At 66.2% G+C, this 14,153-nt stretch carries 13 protein-coding genes and 1 riboswitch; of the genes, 6 read left to right on the forward strand and 7 right to left on the reverse strand.

Features of this window, described 5'->3' with window-relative positions:
* The 4 genes from rseP to fabZ all read left to right on the forward strand — a co-directional run bounded on the left by rseP (position 1) and on the right by fabZ (position 4,932).
* Positions 1-1,116: an RIP metalloprotease RseP gene (gene rseP, locus NUW51_RS03090; RefSeq protein WP_322597074.1), complete on the forward strand. Its 1,116-nt coding sequence runs from the start codon at positions 1-3 to the stop codon at positions 1,114-1,116.
* Between the two features lie 98 nt (positions 1,117-1,214).
* Positions 1,215-3,842 carry an outer membrane protein assembly factor BamA gene (gene bamA / locus NUW51_RS03095; RefSeq protein ID WP_456115143.1) on the forward strand — a complete coding sequence of 876 codons (2,628 nt, stop codon included), beginning with the start codon at positions 1,215-1,217 and terminating at the stop codon, positions 3,840-3,842.
* Positions 3,842-4,441, forward strand: a complete 600-nt coding sequence (locus tag NUW51_RS03100; protein WP_265562649.1) for an OmpH family outer membrane protein — start codon at positions 3,842-3,844, stop codon at positions 4,439-4,441. The genes bamA and NUW51_RS03100 overlap by 1 nt, the downstream gene beginning before the upstream one ends.
* Positions 4,442-4,452: 11 nt before the next feature.
* Positions 4,453-4,932 carry a 3-hydroxyacyl-ACP dehydratase FabZ gene (fabZ, locus tag NUW51_RS03105; RefSeq protein ID WP_265562651.1) on the forward strand — a complete coding sequence of 160 codons (480 nt, stop codon included), beginning with the start codon at positions 4,453-4,455 and terminating at the stop codon, positions 4,930-4,932.
* Positions 4,933-4,935: 3 nt separating this feature from the next.
* On the opposite strand, the gene NUW51_RS03110 is transcribed toward fabZ, so the two are convergent.
* Genes NUW51_RS03110 through NUW51_RS03125 form a run of 4 tightly spaced genes read right to left on the reverse strand, consistent with a single transcriptional unit; the run spans position 4,936 to position 9,197 of the window.
* Entirely contained in the window at positions 4,936-5,637 is a 702-nt protein-coding gene (locus tag NUW51_RS03110) for an ABC transporter ATP-binding protein (RefSeq protein WP_265562653.1), read from the reverse strand.
* Complete coding sequence (locus NUW51_RS03115; protein ID WP_265562655.1) at positions 5,634-6,590, reverse strand: FecCD family ABC transporter permease; 957 nt, start codon at positions 6,588-6,590, stop codon at positions 5,634-5,636. The genes NUW51_RS03110 and NUW51_RS03115 overlap by 4 nt, the downstream gene beginning before the upstream one ends.
* Positions 6,587-7,336, reverse strand: coding sequence for an ABC transporter substrate-binding protein (locus NUW51_RS03120; RefSeq protein WP_265562656.1), 750 nt, complete (start codon positions 7,334-7,336; stop codon positions 6,587-6,589). The genes NUW51_RS03115 and NUW51_RS03120 overlap by 4 nt, the downstream gene beginning before the upstream one ends.
* The gene (locus NUW51_RS03125; RefSeq protein WP_265562658.1) at positions 7,311-9,197 is read right to left on the reverse strand and encodes a TonB-dependent receptor plug domain-containing protein; all 1,887 of its coding nucleotides are present in this window, start codon (positions 9,195-9,197) and stop codon (positions 7,311-7,313) included. Before NUW51_RS03125 ends, NUW51_RS03120 begins: the two co-directional genes overlap by 26 nt.
* A 113-nt stretch (positions 9,198-9,310) precedes the next feature.
* Positions 9,311-9,454, reverse strand: a riboswitch (cobalamin riboswitch).
* Between the two features lie 101 nt (positions 9,455-9,555).
* On the opposite strand from NUW51_RS03125, the gene rpmE reads away from it, so the two are divergent.
* Positions 9,556-9,786 carry a 50S ribosomal protein L31 gene (gene rpmE, locus NUW51_RS03130; RefSeq protein ID WP_265562659.1) on the forward strand — a complete coding sequence of 77 codons (231 nt, stop codon included), beginning with the start codon at positions 9,556-9,558 and terminating at the stop codon, positions 9,784-9,786.
* Between the two features lie 12 nt (positions 9,787-9,798).
* Positions 9,799-10,359, forward strand: coding sequence for a GNAT family N-acetyltransferase (locus NUW51_RS03135; protein ID WP_265562660.1), 561 nt, complete (start codon positions 9,799-9,801; stop codon positions 10,357-10,359).
* A gap of 3 nt (positions 10,360-10,362) precedes the next feature.
* Here NUW51_RS03135 and NUW51_RS03140 read toward each other — a convergent pair whose 3' ends face one another.
* Genes NUW51_RS03140 through NUW51_RS03150 form a run of 3 tightly spaced genes read right to left on the reverse strand, consistent with a single transcriptional unit; the run spans position 10,363 to position 14,120 of the window.
* The gene (locus NUW51_RS03140) at positions 10,363-12,297 is read right to left on the reverse strand and encodes a DUF2207 domain-containing protein (RefSeq protein WP_265562662.1); all 1,935 of its coding nucleotides are present in this window, start codon (positions 12,295-12,297) and stop codon (positions 10,363-10,365) included.
* Between the two features lie 5 nt (positions 12,298-12,302).
* Positions 12,303-12,863, reverse strand: coding sequence for a LemA family protein (locus NUW51_RS03145; protein ID WP_265562664.1), 561 nt, complete (start codon positions 12,861-12,863; stop codon positions 12,303-12,305).
* 54 nt (positions 12,864-12,917) lie between these two features.
* Positions 12,918-14,120, reverse strand: a complete 1,203-nt coding sequence (locus tag NUW51_RS03150) for an acyl-CoA dehydrogenase (RefSeq protein WP_265562667.1) — start codon at positions 14,118-14,120, stop codon at positions 12,918-12,920.
* Positions 14,121-14,153: the final 33 nt, after the last annotated feature.

Consider the following 14,153-nt stretch of genomic DNA (forward strand, 5'->3'; position numbering starts at 1 on the left):
ATGGAACAGCCCTCGCTGCTCTTCATCCTCGTCGCCTTCATCGCGGTGCTCGGGCCGCTCGTCTTCTTCCACGAGCTGGGCCACTACGGCATGGCGCGATTGTTCGGGATCAAGGCGGAGACCTTCTCGATCGGCTTCGGACGCGAGATCTTCGGCTGGAACGACAAGCGCGGCACGCGCTGGAAGGTCGGCTGGATGCCGCTGGGCGGCTATGTGAAATTCGCGGGCGATGCCGATGTGGCGAGCCGCCCCGAAAAAGGCGACCTCGACCCCGATCATTTCCAGAACCGGCCGGTGGGGCAGCGTTTCCTCGTGGTGCTGGCAGGGCCGATGGCCAACTTCCTGCTCGCGATCCTGATCTTCGCGGGCTTCTTCCTCGCCATCGGCACGTTGAAAGCGCCCGACGCGGTCATCGGCGGGGTCGAGCCCGACACACCGGCGGCGATGGCCGGGCTGAAGGTGGGCGATCGCATCCTGTCGATCGATGGGCGCGACACCGAGGATTTCGACGCCATCACCCGCACCGTCATCCTGCGTCCGGGCGCGAAGGTGCCGATCAAGATCGAACGCGACGGCGTGGTCAGCGTGAAGCAGGTCACACTCGCGGCGCATGTCGAGCAGGACGCCTATGGCCAGGAACATGAGATCGGTCGACTGGGGATCACCCAGCGGTTCGGCGAGCGCGAGACGATGGGGCCGATCGAGGCGTTTGCGGCGGGCACCAAGCGGGTCTGGGTGCTGCTCGGCTGGATGATCGACGGACTCGGCCAGATCATCTTCGGGACATTGTCGGTCGATCAGCTCGGCGGGCCGATCAAGATGGCGCAGGTGTCGGGGCAGCAGGCGGCCTTGGGCTGGGAAGCGGCGATCGGGCTGGCAGCGCTCCTGTCGATTAACCTTGGCTTCATCAACCTGTTGCCAATCCCGATGCTAGATGGCGGACATCTGATGTTCTATGCCATCGAGGCGATCCGGCGGCGGCCCGTCGGGGACGCCGCGCAGGAATGGGCGTTTCGCGGCGGTTTGGCGCTGCTGGCGGCCTTTTTCCTGTTCGTCACCTTGAACGATCTGCAATCGATCGGGCTGGTCGAACGGATAGGACGCTTGATCGGATAGCCCGCATAGGGCAGTCAGGCGCGAATATGTTCAGGAGAGCGACAGCCAAGGTCGCTACATCGTTGAAAAAAGGGCGGGGACGCGTGAAAGTGAACAACATGATGGCGAAACGCCACGGGGCCGCATTGCTGGTCGGCACCTGTTTGAGCTCGATGGCCGTGCCGATGGGCGCGATGGCGCAGGAAACCACTCCTGCGATGACCACCCAGGCCGCCCCTGCGGAAAGCGTGCGCGAGGGCATGATCCGCTCGCTCCAGGTGACCGGCGCCGAGCGTATCGAACGCGAGACGGTCATCGCCTATTCCACCCTGTCGCCCGGCCAGACCTATACCGCCGAGACGCTCGACCAGGCGCTGCGCGCGCTTTACGATACCGAGCTGTTCTCGGACGTGGTGATCACCGGTGCCGATACCGGCAATCTCGTCATCGCGGTCAAGGAAAACCCGATCATCAATCGCATCGTTCTGGAAGGCAATCGCCGTCTCAAGAACGACAAGATCGCGCCCGAAATCCGGCTCGCGCCGCGCCGCATCTATACGCGTTCGAAGGTGCGCGCCGATGTCGATCGCATCATCGAGCTCTACACGCGCGAAGGGCGCTTCGCCGCGGTGGTCGAGCCCAAGATCGTCGAGCTTGATCAGAATCGCGTCGACCTCATTTTCGAGATCAACGAGGGCCCCAAGTCCAAGATCCGGTCGATCAACATCATCGGCAACGAACAGTTTTCCGACGGCAAGCTGATCAAGCAGATGTACAGCCGCGAGGCGGGCGGGGTGCTCGGCTTCCTGAAGTCGAACACCAGTTACGATCCCGATCGTCTCGGCGCCGACCAGCAGGCGCTGCGGATCTTCTATCTCACCGAAGGCTATGCCGATTTCCGCGTCGTCAGCGCGCTCGCCGAGCTGACGCCCGACCGGCAGGATTTCGTCATTACCTATGTCGTCGAGGAAGGCCCGCGCTACAAGTTCGGCGAGGTCGAGACCGACAGCGCACTGCGTGATTTCGATGAAGAGGCGATGGACCTGTTCGTCGATATCGAGCCGGGCGACTGGTTCAATGCGCGCAAGGTCGAGGACACGGTCACGGCGCTGAACGAGGCGGCGGGCCTCGTGGGCTATGCTTTTGCCGACATCAGTCCGGCGATCACGCGTAATCCCGAAGAACTGACGATGGACCTTACCTTCCGCACGAACGAGGCGGCGCGGGTCTATATCGATCGGGTCGACATCAACGGTAATACGGTAACGCGCGATAATGTGATCCGCCGTGAGTTCCGCCTGTTCGAAGGCGATGCCTTCAACGCGACGCTGCTGCGCCGTTCCGAAGACCGCATCCGCAGCCTCGGCTATTTCAACCAGGAGTTGGAGATCAAGCAGACGCCGATCGGTGACGACCGCGTCGCGCTGACCCTCGATGTCGAGGAAAAGCCGACCGGCCAGCTGACCTTCTCGGCAGGCTTCTCGAGCCTCGAGCGCTTCCTCGTTTCGGCGCAGATCAGCCAGAACAATTTCATGGGCAAGGGTCAGACGCTCCTGGCCGGGGTCAACTGGTCGCGCTATTCGCGCAGCGTCCAATTCGGCTTCACCGAGCCCTTCTTCCTCGGTCGTCCGATCCTGCTCGGCGCCGACGTCTATCGCCGCGATTTCAACAGCTTCAACTTCGTCGGTTCGGATCGCCGTTCGACCTACAGCCAGCTGTCGACGGGCGGCGGACTACGGCTCGGCTTCCCGGTGACGGAATATCTGTCGGCGGGGCTGCGCTATCAGTTGGTGCTCGACGACATCACGCTCGATCGCGAGACTTTCTACACCGATCTCGACGGCAGCGGCACGCTCGACGACGACGAGTGCGATCCGCTGAAGGCCGGCACCTATCTGTGTAACGAGCTCGGTGAACGACTGACCAGTTCGATCGGCTACAGCCTGGCGTTCAACAACACCAACGGGCTGCGCGCCACGCGCGGTATTCGCGCGAGCTTGCGGCAGGACTTTGCCGGGCTCGGCGGCGATGTGAAATATCTGCGCTCCATCGCCGATGCGACGCGCTACTTCCGCATGCCCGCCGATTTCGTCCTCTCGATCAATGCGCAGGGCGGTTACATCGCCCCGCTCGGTCATGAGGAACAGGATTTCCGCGATCCCATCCGTATCTCGGACCGCTTCTTCGGGCCGTCCTTCCGCGGCTTCGACATCCGCGGCATCGGCCCGCGCGTGCTGCGTCGCAATTACGATGCGGACGGCAACCTGTCGGACGAGGCGACGCGCACGTCGAACGCGCTCGGCGGCAAAGCCTATTATTTCGGTCGCCTCGAGCTCGAATTCCCGACCTCGGCCGCGCTCGAGAATTTCGGCATCCGCCCGTCGGCCTTCGTCGATGTGGGCTCGGTGTGGGATCTTACCGCGCCGGACGTCGACGATTACCTCTTCTTCTGTTCGCCCGCGACGACCGACGGCCCTGAATTCCGCCGCGTGTCGCCCGGCGATACGCTCGATGACGGGGTGACGCCGATCACCTCCTGTGCCGACATTGCGACGGGGTATACCCAGTCGCCCGGTTATCGCGAGGAATTCGTCGGCAACAGCCCCAACCCGCGCCTGACGGTCGGGATCGGGGCCAACTGGGTGTCGCCCTTCGGTCCGCTTCGCCTCGATCTGGCGCATGCGCTGATCAAGCAGGAAGGCGACGATACCCGTCTCTTTTCGTTCAACGTAGGAACCCAATTCTAATGAAAAATCTTCTCATCGCCGCTGGTCTTGCCGCCGCGACCCTCTCGCCCGCGACCGCCTCGGCGCAGTCCTTCCCCGACACCAAGATCGGTGTCGTCGACGTCAATCGCGTGGCCACCACGTGCACTGCTTGCGTCACCGCGCTGCAGTCGCTCGAGCAGCAGGCGCAGGCGATCCGCACCCGCGAAGCCGAGCTGGGCCAGCCGCTGCAGGCGACCGCGCAGGCGCTGCAGAAGGAGATCAATGCGCTTGGCGGCGCCGAGGCCTCGGCCGATCTCCAGCAGCGCGCCGCAGCGTTCCAACAGCAGCAGCAGGCTGCTGCCGCCGAGATCCAGCAGCGCAACCAGGTGGTGCAGCGCAACCGCAACTTCATTCTCCAGCAGATCGGCCAGGCGATCGATCCGGCCTATCAGCAGGTGATCGCGCGTCGCGGCGTGCACATCATCGTTCCGGCGGACACGACCCTTGCCCATCAGCCGGCGGTCGACCTCACCAATGACGTGCTGGCCGAAGTGAACCGCACGCTCACCAGCATCAACGTCAATGCACCGGCGCCGGCCCAGCCCGCTGCGCAGACCACCCCCCAGCAGGGCCGCTAAGGCTTCCCGCGATGGGTGACACCAACGATAGCGCCGTCATCGGCCCGCTGGATATTCGGCGGGTGATGGCGGCGCTGCCGCATCGCTATCCGCTGCTTCTGGTCGACCGTGTCGAGCGGATCGAGAAGGACAAGTCGATCACCGCGATCAAGGCGGTGAGCATGAACGAGCAGTTTTTCCAGGGGCATTTCCCCGGACGCCCGATTATGCCCGGCGTCCTCCAGATCGAAGCGCTGGCGCAGGCCGCGGGCGTGCTGGCTGTGGAGAGCATGGACCTGGCGGGCTCGAACAAGCTCGTCTATTTCATGGCGATCGGCGATACGAAGTTTCGCAAGCCGGTAGAGCCCGGGTGCCTCCTCACGCTGGACGTCGAGATCGTCCAGATGCGGCGCAATATCTGCAAGTTCGAGGGCAAGGCCTCGGTCGATGGCGAGGTGACCTGCCAGACCAGCTTTACCGCGATGATCGCCGATCCGCCGTCCGACGACTAGGCATCAGCCGAGCACCATCGAGCCATCGGGCTCGCGCCTGAGGGCGAACAGATCGGCGATGACATCGCTATGCTCGAGTTCCATGCGGGGCGCGTCGGCTACGACGCGCCCTTCGCGCATCAGGACGAGACGATCGAAGGTGCCGAGGAGCTGGAGGTCGTGCAGCGCGGCGATGACCCCGCGCCCGGCCTCGGATTCTTCGACCAGCATGTCGCGCATCGTCAGCACCCAGAAGGGGTCGAGATTGGCGAAGGGCTCGTCGAGAAAGAGGAAGCGCGGCGCGGTGGCGAGCGTGCGGGCGAACAGGATGCGCGCCCGCTCGCCGGTCGAGAGCTGGTTGGCAGGGCGGTCGAGAAATTCCTCCAGCGCGAGCCGTTCGATCAGCATGTCGAGCCGGTCGGGCGATGGTGCGATGGGGCTGAGGCGGAGCAGGTCGCGAACAGGGATCGCCCAATGGACGAGCCGCGATGCCGGGAGGTAACCGATCAGCCGAGCGCGGCGCGCGGGGCTTGCGGTCTCGAGCGTTTCTTCGGCAATGGTGAGGCTGCTGGTCTGGCAGCCACCGATGCCGGCGAGACAGCGTAGCAAGCTGGTCTTGCCGCTGCCGTTGGGGCCGATCAACGCGACCCGTTCGCCCGGTTCGACGAGGAGATCGGTGGTCTCGAGGCGTCCCGACAGGGTGAGGTTGCGGGCATCGAGGCTCATGCCGGGCTCGCTTTCATGCGCATCAACAGGAGGATGAAGAGCGGGGTGCCGATCAGCGCGGTGACGACCCCGATCGGGATCGGGCGCCCGTCGGGAGCGGCGCGGACGACGAGGTCGGCGGCGAGCAGGAGCGCGGCGCCGAGCACCGCGGCGGGGAGAAGGGCCTTGCCCGGGTGGCCACGGGTGAGCGCGCGCGCGGCGATCGGGGCGATGAGGCCGACGAAGCCGATCGCGCCGCAGGCCGCGACGCAGGCACCGATTGCAATGGCGGAGAGAAAAATCGTTCGGCGGGCCAGCGCCTGCGGCCCGATGCCGTAGGAGGCTGCGACATCTTCACCCAATGCGACGAGGTCGTAGCTGCGCCGCTCGCGCCATAGGAGGAGCGCGGCGACGCTGGCCGGAACGAGCGCGGCGAGCGTGTCGGGCCAGCCCGAATCGACGAGGCTGCCCATCAGCCAGCGCCACTGGTCGTAGAAAGCGAAGGGAGAGGGGGCCAGCGCGAGAAGGAGCGAGGTGGCCGCGCCCGCGGCGAGTGCGATCGAGAGGCCCGCGAGGAGCAGGCGCGCAGGATCGGCGCCGCGTCCGGCGATGAGGAAGAGGCCGATCAGCGCGAGACCCGATCCCATGGCACCGCCCACGGCCAGCGCGATGGGGCTGGTGAGCGCGAGGAAGTGGCCGGTCGCGACGGCGCCCAATGCGCCGCCCGAGGCGGCGCCGGTGATGTCGGGGGAGGCGAGAGGGTTGGCGAACACGGCCTGGAGCGCGGCGCCGGTAATGCCGAGCGCGGCGCCGTAGCCGATGGCGAGCAGGGTGCGCGGGGCGCGCAGCTCGAGCATGATGGCGCGAGCGATGTCGTCGTCGAGGTTGAACAGGTCGAGCGGAAGGACGAAATGCAGCGCCGCCATCAGGAGGAGCAGGAGCGCTGGCGCGAGGCGGATGGCGAGCCGGATCATGTGCGTGGCTGCCGTTCGAGGCGCTCGATCACGTCGAGCATGGCGGGGCCGCCGCATATGAAGGGGCGACCGTCGACATGGATGCGGGGAATGTCGAGGCGCGTCACGAGCGGATGGCGCCGCCAACGCCCGCCGCGATGCCATTCGCTCTCGCGGTAGCGGCTCTCGAGGATGAGATCGGGCCTGGCGGTCACAATGGCCTCGACCGTGCCGCGCCCGGTTTCCAGTTCGAGCGGGACCAGCCCGGCGAGCGAGAGCCACCCCGAGGCGAGCGTGCCGGGATCGGTACCCCCGGGCCCCACGAACAGGGCGCGGCGCTCGGCCGCCTTTCGCCGCACGGCGAGGCGGTCGAAGCGGTTTTGCCACTGGCGCGCGCGTGGGACGGTGCCGAAAAGGTCGCCGACGCGGCCGACGGTCGCGCGCACCTCGGCGGGGCTGGCGGCATAGGGGAGGGTAACGATACGGATGCCGAGACGCTCGGCGAGCCGCGCCGCGCCAGTGCCGATGGGGCGACTGGTAAGGACGATGTCGGGTTTGAGGGCGGCGACATCGATGATCCGCCCGCCATTGCCGGGAAGCGCGGCGGCGCGGGCGGCGAGAACATTCTCCTGAGGGTCGCGGCCGAGATGGCTGACGCTGACGAGCTGCCCCGCGCGCGCGAACCGAAGCGCATAGGCATCGGCGCACAGATCGAGGCTGGCGACCCGCAGCGCGGCGGCGCTAGCGAGCAAGAGCGAGGCCGACATGCAGGCTCCTTCCCGGGGTGGCGTAGCCGATGACGTCTTCATAATCGGCGTCGAGCAGGTTGGCGCCGCGCAGGCTCACTTCGATCCCGTCGGTCAGGCGATAGGCCAGGCGAGCATCGAGCAGCGCGTAGGCACCGAGCGAAACACGCTCGGCGGGCCAGGCGTCGAAGTCGAGGTCGTCGCGTTCGCCGGTCAGCGCGAGCGAGGCGAAATAGGTCCAGCGCCCGGCGGCGCCGTCCAGCGCAATGGCGCCCTGATGGGCGGGGCGGCGGGTCTCGCGTAGCAGGAGGTCGCCGCCGGGATCGGGCTGGGAAGCATCGAGATGGCTATAGCTGGCAGAGAGTCGCAGCGTCTCGGAGAGACGCGCGCTGGCCTCGATCTCCACGCCGCGACGGCGGCTCGTGCCGCTACTGTTGGCGGCGCTGGTCTCGAAGGTCTCGGGGTCGAACAGGTCGACAATCTCGCCCGTCAGGCGCTGGTCGAAGACGGTCAGCGCGGCGGTGATGCCGCCATGGTCATAGGCGAGGCCGAGATCGCCGCCGCGGCTACGCTCGGGCGCGAGGTTGGGATTGCCGATGAAATTTTCCGGGAAGAAGCCGAACAGCTCGTAGAAATTGGGTTGCGCAATGCCTTCGCCATAATTGGCGCGCAGCGACCAGCTTGCGTTCAACGAAAGCCGCGTGCCGGCGGACAGGCTGGTGGCATCGGCAAAGCGGTCGAACAGGTCATGGCGCAGCGCTGCGTCGAGGGAGAGAAAGCCGAATTCGCCGCGCCATTCGGCGACGAGGCCAGTGCGAGCGCGTGACGTCGATTGGCGGGTCGCGCCGCCATATTCCACGTCGTCGGCTTTGAAAGCCTCGCGCTCATGATCGAGTGCGACGGTCAGGCGTTGCTCGGTCTCGGCGAGGCGGAAGGGGTGGCTGAGCTGGCCTGAGAAGGTGGCGCGCTCGGCGGCAGTGCGGTTGCGCGGCGCATCGTCGAGGAGGTTGCGATTGGACGAGGCGAGGAGGCTCGCATCGGCGCGCCATTCCCAGTCGCCGCGATGTTGCTCCACGCCGATCCGCGCCGCGCCAAGGCGGTTGCGCGTCACATCGGACGTGTCGGCGCGGGTAAAAGTGAGCGGATCGAGCCCATCAAAGTCGCTGTGCCCGGCGATCAGGAAGCCATTGGCGTGGAGGCGCGTGGCGGGGTCGAGATCGTGACTGGTCGCGAGGCGCGCGGTGGTCAGGGCGTAGCCATCGTCATCGCCATCGCCGCCGAGCGCGTCATAGCCCCTCGCAGCCTGGGTCGAGACATGGAGAGCCAGCTGCTGCTGGCGTAGGTCGGCGGCAAGCAGACGGTGGCCGAAGCTGCCGGTCTCGGCGCGCAGGTTGGAGACGGGGCGGAGCGGGAAAAGTTCGCTGCGTAGTGCGACGACGCCGCCGATCGCCTCGGGGCCCCACAGGGCGCTTTGGGATCCGCGCAGCAGCTCGATGCGGTCGGCGAGCGCGGTGCCAAGCAATTCGAACCGGGCCTCGTTGGCGGCGGCGGGGTCGTTGGCCTTGATGCCGTCGATGAACAGCAGGCTGTGGTTCGCTTCGTTGCCGCGCAGGCGCAACTGTGCCTGGCTGCCTGCGGGGCCGGCCTCGGACAAAGCGGCAGAGGGGACAAGCCGCAGGAGCGGGGCGAGGCGCGGGGGTGCGGCGTGATCGATGGTCGTCGGCTGAACGAGGGTGACGGCATCGCTGGCGCGTGCGCGAGGCACGGGGGTGCGCGAGGCGGTCACGAAGATCATGCGCTCCGCAAGGGGTTCGCCGATGGTGATTTCCTCGGCGGGCGGTGCGGCTAGCTCGGGTGGCGGTGGTGGCAGGTCCTGAAACAACGGTCGTCTCCTCAAAGCGTCGATTCGTCACGACGCCAAGGAGCGTGCGGACCGCCGGCAAGCGGTCGCCCGACCTTGTTCGCGCCCTTCCGCTGACCCCGGCGGATGGGACGGACGATGGATCGATTGAGGCCGGTATCTGGCTTCGCGACCGCGGTTGCGGTCGCTCACAGTTGCGGGCACAGCGCCGGATGTTCGCCGGCTTCCCTCTTCGCCGCGGCCATTACGGTCGCGGAACCTCGGTGATCCGCCTGTAGCGCTAGGCCGGTTTTGCTTGATCGGCAAGGCATGATTGGCTAGGGAGCCGCGACCCTTTCCCAAGGCCGGTCGGAAACCGGCCCAACAATCGGAAAAGACGATGAAAAAAGAAACGCATCCCGACTATCACATGATCACCGTCGAAATGACCGACGGCACGAAGTTCGAGACCCGCTCGACCTGGGGCAAGGAAGGCGACACGCTCGCCCTTGACATCGATCCCAAGAGCCATCCGGCGTGGACCGGTGGCAGCCGCAAGGCGGCGCAGGGCGGCCAGGTCGAACGCTTCAACAAGCGTTTCGGCGGTCTTTCGCTCTCGAAGAAGAAGTAAGGCGCGGCGCCCGTGGATGCGGGCGCGCCCCTTAAGCCCTTGCGCTCGGCTCCCACGCTGGAGACCGAGCGTTTGGTGCTGCGTCATTACCAGCCGGATGACTGGGACGCTTACTATGCCATCGTCGCCGATCATTCGACAATGCGGTTCGTCGGTGGCCGGGGATCGAGCCGAGAGGACGCCTGGCGTCGCTGGCTCGCCTCGATCGGCAGTTGGCAGATCATCGGCTATGGCGGTTGGGCGGTGACCCGCCTCGAGGATGGTGCGCTCATTGGTACGTGCGGCATCTTCAACGCTTGGCGTGGGATCGACGGGGGGTTCGAGCCCGATCCCGAACTCGGTTATATCTTCGCACCCGAGGGGCGCGGCAAGGGCCTGGCCTTCGAGGCCACCAGTGCGGCGCTCGCCTGGCTCGACGCCGAGCACGGCGTGTCGATCTGGGCCATCATCGACGATGACAATGCGCCGTCGCGCAAGCTGGCGGGCAAGCTCGGCTTCGATTATCGCGGCGAGAAGATGTACGGCGACGAGCCGGTCGGCGTGTGGCGGCGCCCCGCGCCGCGCGGCGGCTAGACGTTACCAGCCGCCGACCCCGCCGCCCCCACCGCCACCGCCCGAAAAACCGCCGCCACCAGACCCGCTCGAGGAGCCCGGGGCACTGGAGGCCGACGCGATAGTCGAGGTCATGGACGCGCCGATCGCGGTCGCGAAGCCCGTGGGGTTGGACCAGATGTCGCGGCTGCCGTGATACCAAACGAAGCCTTGGTCGCGGTTGCGGTCGCTCGGAGCGGCGGCAGCAGCGGCGAGCACGTCCTCGAACCGGCTCGCCCAACGGTTCTCGACGCCTAAGGCGATGGCATGGGGCAGATAGCGTTCGAACAGCTTGAGCTGTTCGCGGGGCGACTGCATCCGATCGAACCGCTCCTGTTCGGTGGTCTCGAGATATTGCTTGAAGCCCGCGATGCGGTCGAGCATCGCGCGGCCCCTGGGGGTCGGCGCATCCATCCAGAAAAAACCCGAGAGGGCAATGAGGCCGCCCCCGATCATGGGGACGAGAACGGGCGCGAAATTGCCGCTGGCGGCGGCAAGAGGCACGAAGGGGAGGCCGAGCAGCAGGCCTGCCGAACCGATGACGAGCGCGAGGATGATGATCGGCCAGCGAAAGGCGTCGCCCCGATCCGGGCGACCGAGGAAGAAAAGGGCCCCGACGGTGACGCCTGCGACCGACAGGAGGATCTGCGAGGAGTGCGCCATTTCCTCGGCCCATACCACCCCCGCCGCGGCGAGCCAGATGCCGGCGATGAGGAACAGCATGCCCGCGAAGGCCCAGCCGAGATTGCGGTGGAAGGCCTTGCCGAGATAGTGATCCTCATAGGGCTTTTCGAGCGCCTTGCGGGCGGCGCTGAATGCCTCGTGATGGTCATTGTCCATCTCGATCGACTGGCCCGGCCGTGCCAGCTCGGCGAGCATGCGTTGTTCGCCCTTGCCGATCGCCCGTAGCTCGGCAGTGGGGTCGAGGCGATGGATCGTCATCTTGCGTGTCTTGAACAGCCCGGCATCTTTCTCGCTCAATTCGACATGACCCTTGATGGCGCAATCGACGAGCGCGGCGGTCATGCCGCGATGGTCCATCGTCTGGCGCGTCAGGTAGCGGATCGCGGCGGGGCTGAGGTCGTCGGGCGGGGCGAATAGCGGAACGACAGGGCCAGCGCGTGGATCGCGCCCTACCGTGCGCCAGGCGTGGACATAATAGCCGACGACGAGCAGCAAGCCGAGGAGCGCCGCGATCGGCGGTGCATGGTCGGCGAGGCGGCGTTCGAGCTGCTCGGCATTCGAGAGCGGGGTGACAACACCCTTGGGAAAGGCGGCGGCGACGGTCAGGCCTTCGCGGGGGGCGAGGCCGCGCGTGGTTTCGAAGCGTATCTGTCGGTCATCCTGCCGGGTGATGCGGGCGTTATTTTCGGCGCTGCCGACGCGCCCCGTATAGGAGCTGCTCTGGATGAAGCCGCCGGGGGCGGTGGTGGGCAAGCGGATCGTCGCGCTGGCGCGTTCGATCGGAAAGGTCGTGTCGTTGCCGGTGACGTTCCAATAAAGCTCGTCGAACGCGTCGAACCGCCCGACCGCGCGTTCGATGGTGTAGCGCAGCTTGTAACTGTGCTCGCCAGGCGTGAGAAACGTATCGGCGCTACCGAGGCGGATGTTCATGCCATTCGACTGGCGCGTGACCTTTGCCTCTTCACGGCGGCCGTTGCGCTCGGCGCCGAGAAAGCGGAAGCGGACATTCTCGACCGATCCGTCGCGATCGCGGTAGCGGGTCGGAATGGTGCGGAAGATGCCGCGCTTGATCTCGCGCCCCTCCGCCCGGACCCGGATCGTCTCGACCACCTGCATCGAGCCATCGGGCTGGATCGCATAATCGGCGTGGAAATGCCGGATCGTCTCGCGCGCCTGGGCCGGGCTCGCGGCGAGAAGCAGCGCAAGGAAGGCGGCGAGAAACGCGCGCAGAGGCACCGCCCTCAGCCCGCGAAGTCGATCTTGGGCGCCGACTGGATCGCCGGGTCGACGTCCTCATAATAGGGTTCGGTGGAAAAGCCGAAGGGGCCCGCGACGAAATTGTCGGGGACCGACTGGACGCGGGTGTTGAGGTCGCGCGCGGTGGCGTTGTAGTAGCGGCGCGCGGCCTCGAGTTCGTTCTCGGTTGCGGTCAGCTCGTCCTGCAGCTTCTGGAAGTTCACGTCGGCCTTGAGGTCGGGATAGGCCTCGGCCACGGCCATGAGCCTGCCCAAGAGGCCGGTCATCATCGCATCGGCCTGCGCGGTCGCCTCGACGCCCTTGGCGGCGACGGCATTGCCGCGCTGGGCGATCACCGCTTCGAGCGTCTCGCGCTCATGGGAGGCATAGCCCTTCACCGTCTCGACGAGATTGGGGATGAGGTCGGCGCGGCGCCGGAGCTGGACGTTGATGCCCGAAAAGGCTTCGCGCACCAGCGCGCGCAGGCGCACCAGCTTGTTGTAGATGCCAACGCCCCAAAGGAGCAGGACGACCAGAATGGCGATGGCGATGATGGCGACGGTCATGCGTAAAACTCCCCCCGGATGGATCCGAGGGGAGCCTAGCTCGTGCCCAAGGCTTTAGAAAGCCGAAATGCCGGTGATGGCCCGCCCGAGGATGAGGGCGTGGACGTCGTGCGTGCCCTCATAGGTGTTGACCGTCTCGAGGTTGAGCATGTGGCGCATGACCGGATATTCCGAGCTGATGCCGTTGCCGCCATGCATGTCGCGCGCGGTGCGGGCGATCTCGAGCGCCTTGCCGCAATTGTTGCGCTTGATGATCGAGATCATCTCGGGGGTGAGCTTGCCCTCTTCGAGCAGGCGGCCGACGCGCAGGCTGGCCTGGAGGCCAAGGCCGATCTCGGTTGCCATGTTGGCAAGCTTCAATTGCGGAATCTGGTTGGCGGCGAGCGGGCGGCCGAACTGCTTGCGTTCGAGCTGGTAGTTGCGCGCGCTGGCATAGCAGGCCTCCGCCGCTCCCATCGCGCCCCAGCTGATGCCGTAGCGGGCGACGTTCAAACAGCCGAAGGGGCCCTTGAGCCCCTCGACATTGGGGAGGAGGTTTTCTTCTGGAATCTCGACATCGTCCATGACGATCTCGCCGGTGATCGAGGCGCGCAGGCTGAGTTTTTCCTTCACCTGCGGGGCGGTGAGGCCCTTCATGCCCTTTTCGAGGACGAAGCCGCGGATCTTGCCGTCATGCGCTTCCGACTTGGCCCAGACGACGAAGACGTCGGCGATGGGGCTGTTGGTGATCCACATCTTGGCCCCGTTGAGGAGGTAGCCGCCGTCGATTTTCTTCGCGGTCGTGCGCATCCCGCCCGGGTCCGAGCCCGCATCGGGTTCGGTCAGGCCGAAACAGCCGACCATCTCGCCGGTCGCGAGCTTGGGAAGGTATTTCTTCTTCTGCTCTTCCGACCCGTAGGCGTTGATCGGGTGCATGACGAGGCTGGACTGCACCGAACAGGCGCTGCGATAGCCGCTGTCGACGCGCTCGATCTCGCGGGCGATGAGGCCGTAGCTGACATAGCCGAGGCCGGCGCCGCCATATTCCTCGCCGACCGTCGCGCCGAGCAGGCCGAGTTCGCCCATCTTGGGCATGATCTCGGGATCGAACACTTCCTCGTTGAAGTGATCTTTCACATTGGGAAGCAATTGCTCCTGCGCGAAGGCATGGGCGCTGTCGCGCACCATCCGCTCTTCGTCGGTCAGCTGGTCATCGAGGTTGAAGGGATCTTCCCAGTCGAAGGGAACAAGCGTCTTGGGGGTCGATTTCTGAAGCATGGGCCGCGCTTTACCGTGGGCGGCGAGCCGGTT

The sequence above is a fragment of the Sphingomicrobium arenosum genome (assembly GCF_026157085.1).
GTDB classification, from domain to species: Bacteria; Pseudomonadota; Alphaproteobacteria; order Sphingomonadales; family Sphingomonadaceae; genus Sphingomicrobium; species Sphingomicrobium arenosum.

What these genes read in the sequence shown, in the direction of transcription:
- NUW51_RS03120 (WP_265562656.1), bottom strand. Translation starts at nt 7,336, where the DNA reads ATGTCGGCCTCGCTCTTGCTCGCTAGCGCCGCCGCGCTGCGGGTCGCC.
- rseP (WP_322597074.1), top strand. Translation starts at nt 1, where the DNA reads ATGGAACAGCCCTCGCTGCTCTTCATCCTCGTCGCCTTCATCGCGGTG.
- NUW51_RS03100 (WP_265562649.1), top strand. Translation starts at nt 3,842, where the DNA reads ATGAAAAATCTTCTCATCGCCGCTGGTCTTGCCGCCGCGACCCTCTCG.
- NUW51_RS03115 (WP_265562655.1), bottom strand. Translation starts at nt 6,590, where the DNA reads ATGATCCGGCTCGCCATCCGCCTCGCGCCAGCGCTCCTGCTCCTCCTG.
- NUW51_RS03150 (WP_265562667.1), bottom strand. Translation starts at nt 14,120, where the DNA reads ATGCTTCAGAAATCGACCCCCAAGACGCTTGTTCCCTTCGACTGGGAA.
- rpmE (WP_265562659.1), top strand. Translation starts at nt 9,556, where the DNA reads ATGAAAAAAGAAACGCATCCCGACTATCACATGATCACCGTCGAAATG.
- fabZ (WP_265562651.1), top strand. Translation starts at nt 4,453, where the DNA reads ATGGGTGACACCAACGATAGCGCCGTCATCGGCCCGCTGGATATTCGG.
- NUW51_RS03145 (WP_265562664.1), bottom strand. Translation starts at nt 12,863, where the DNA reads ATGACCGTCGCCATCATCGCCATCGCCATTCTGGTCGTCCTGCTCCTT.
- bamA (WP_456115143.1), top strand. Translation starts at nt 1,215, where the DNA reads ATGATGGCGAAACGCCACGGGGCCGCATTGCTGGTCGGCACCTGTTTG.
- NUW51_RS03110 (WP_265562653.1), bottom strand. Translation starts at nt 5,637, where the DNA reads ATGAGCCTCGATGCCCGCAACCTCACCCTGTCGGGACGCCTCGAGACC.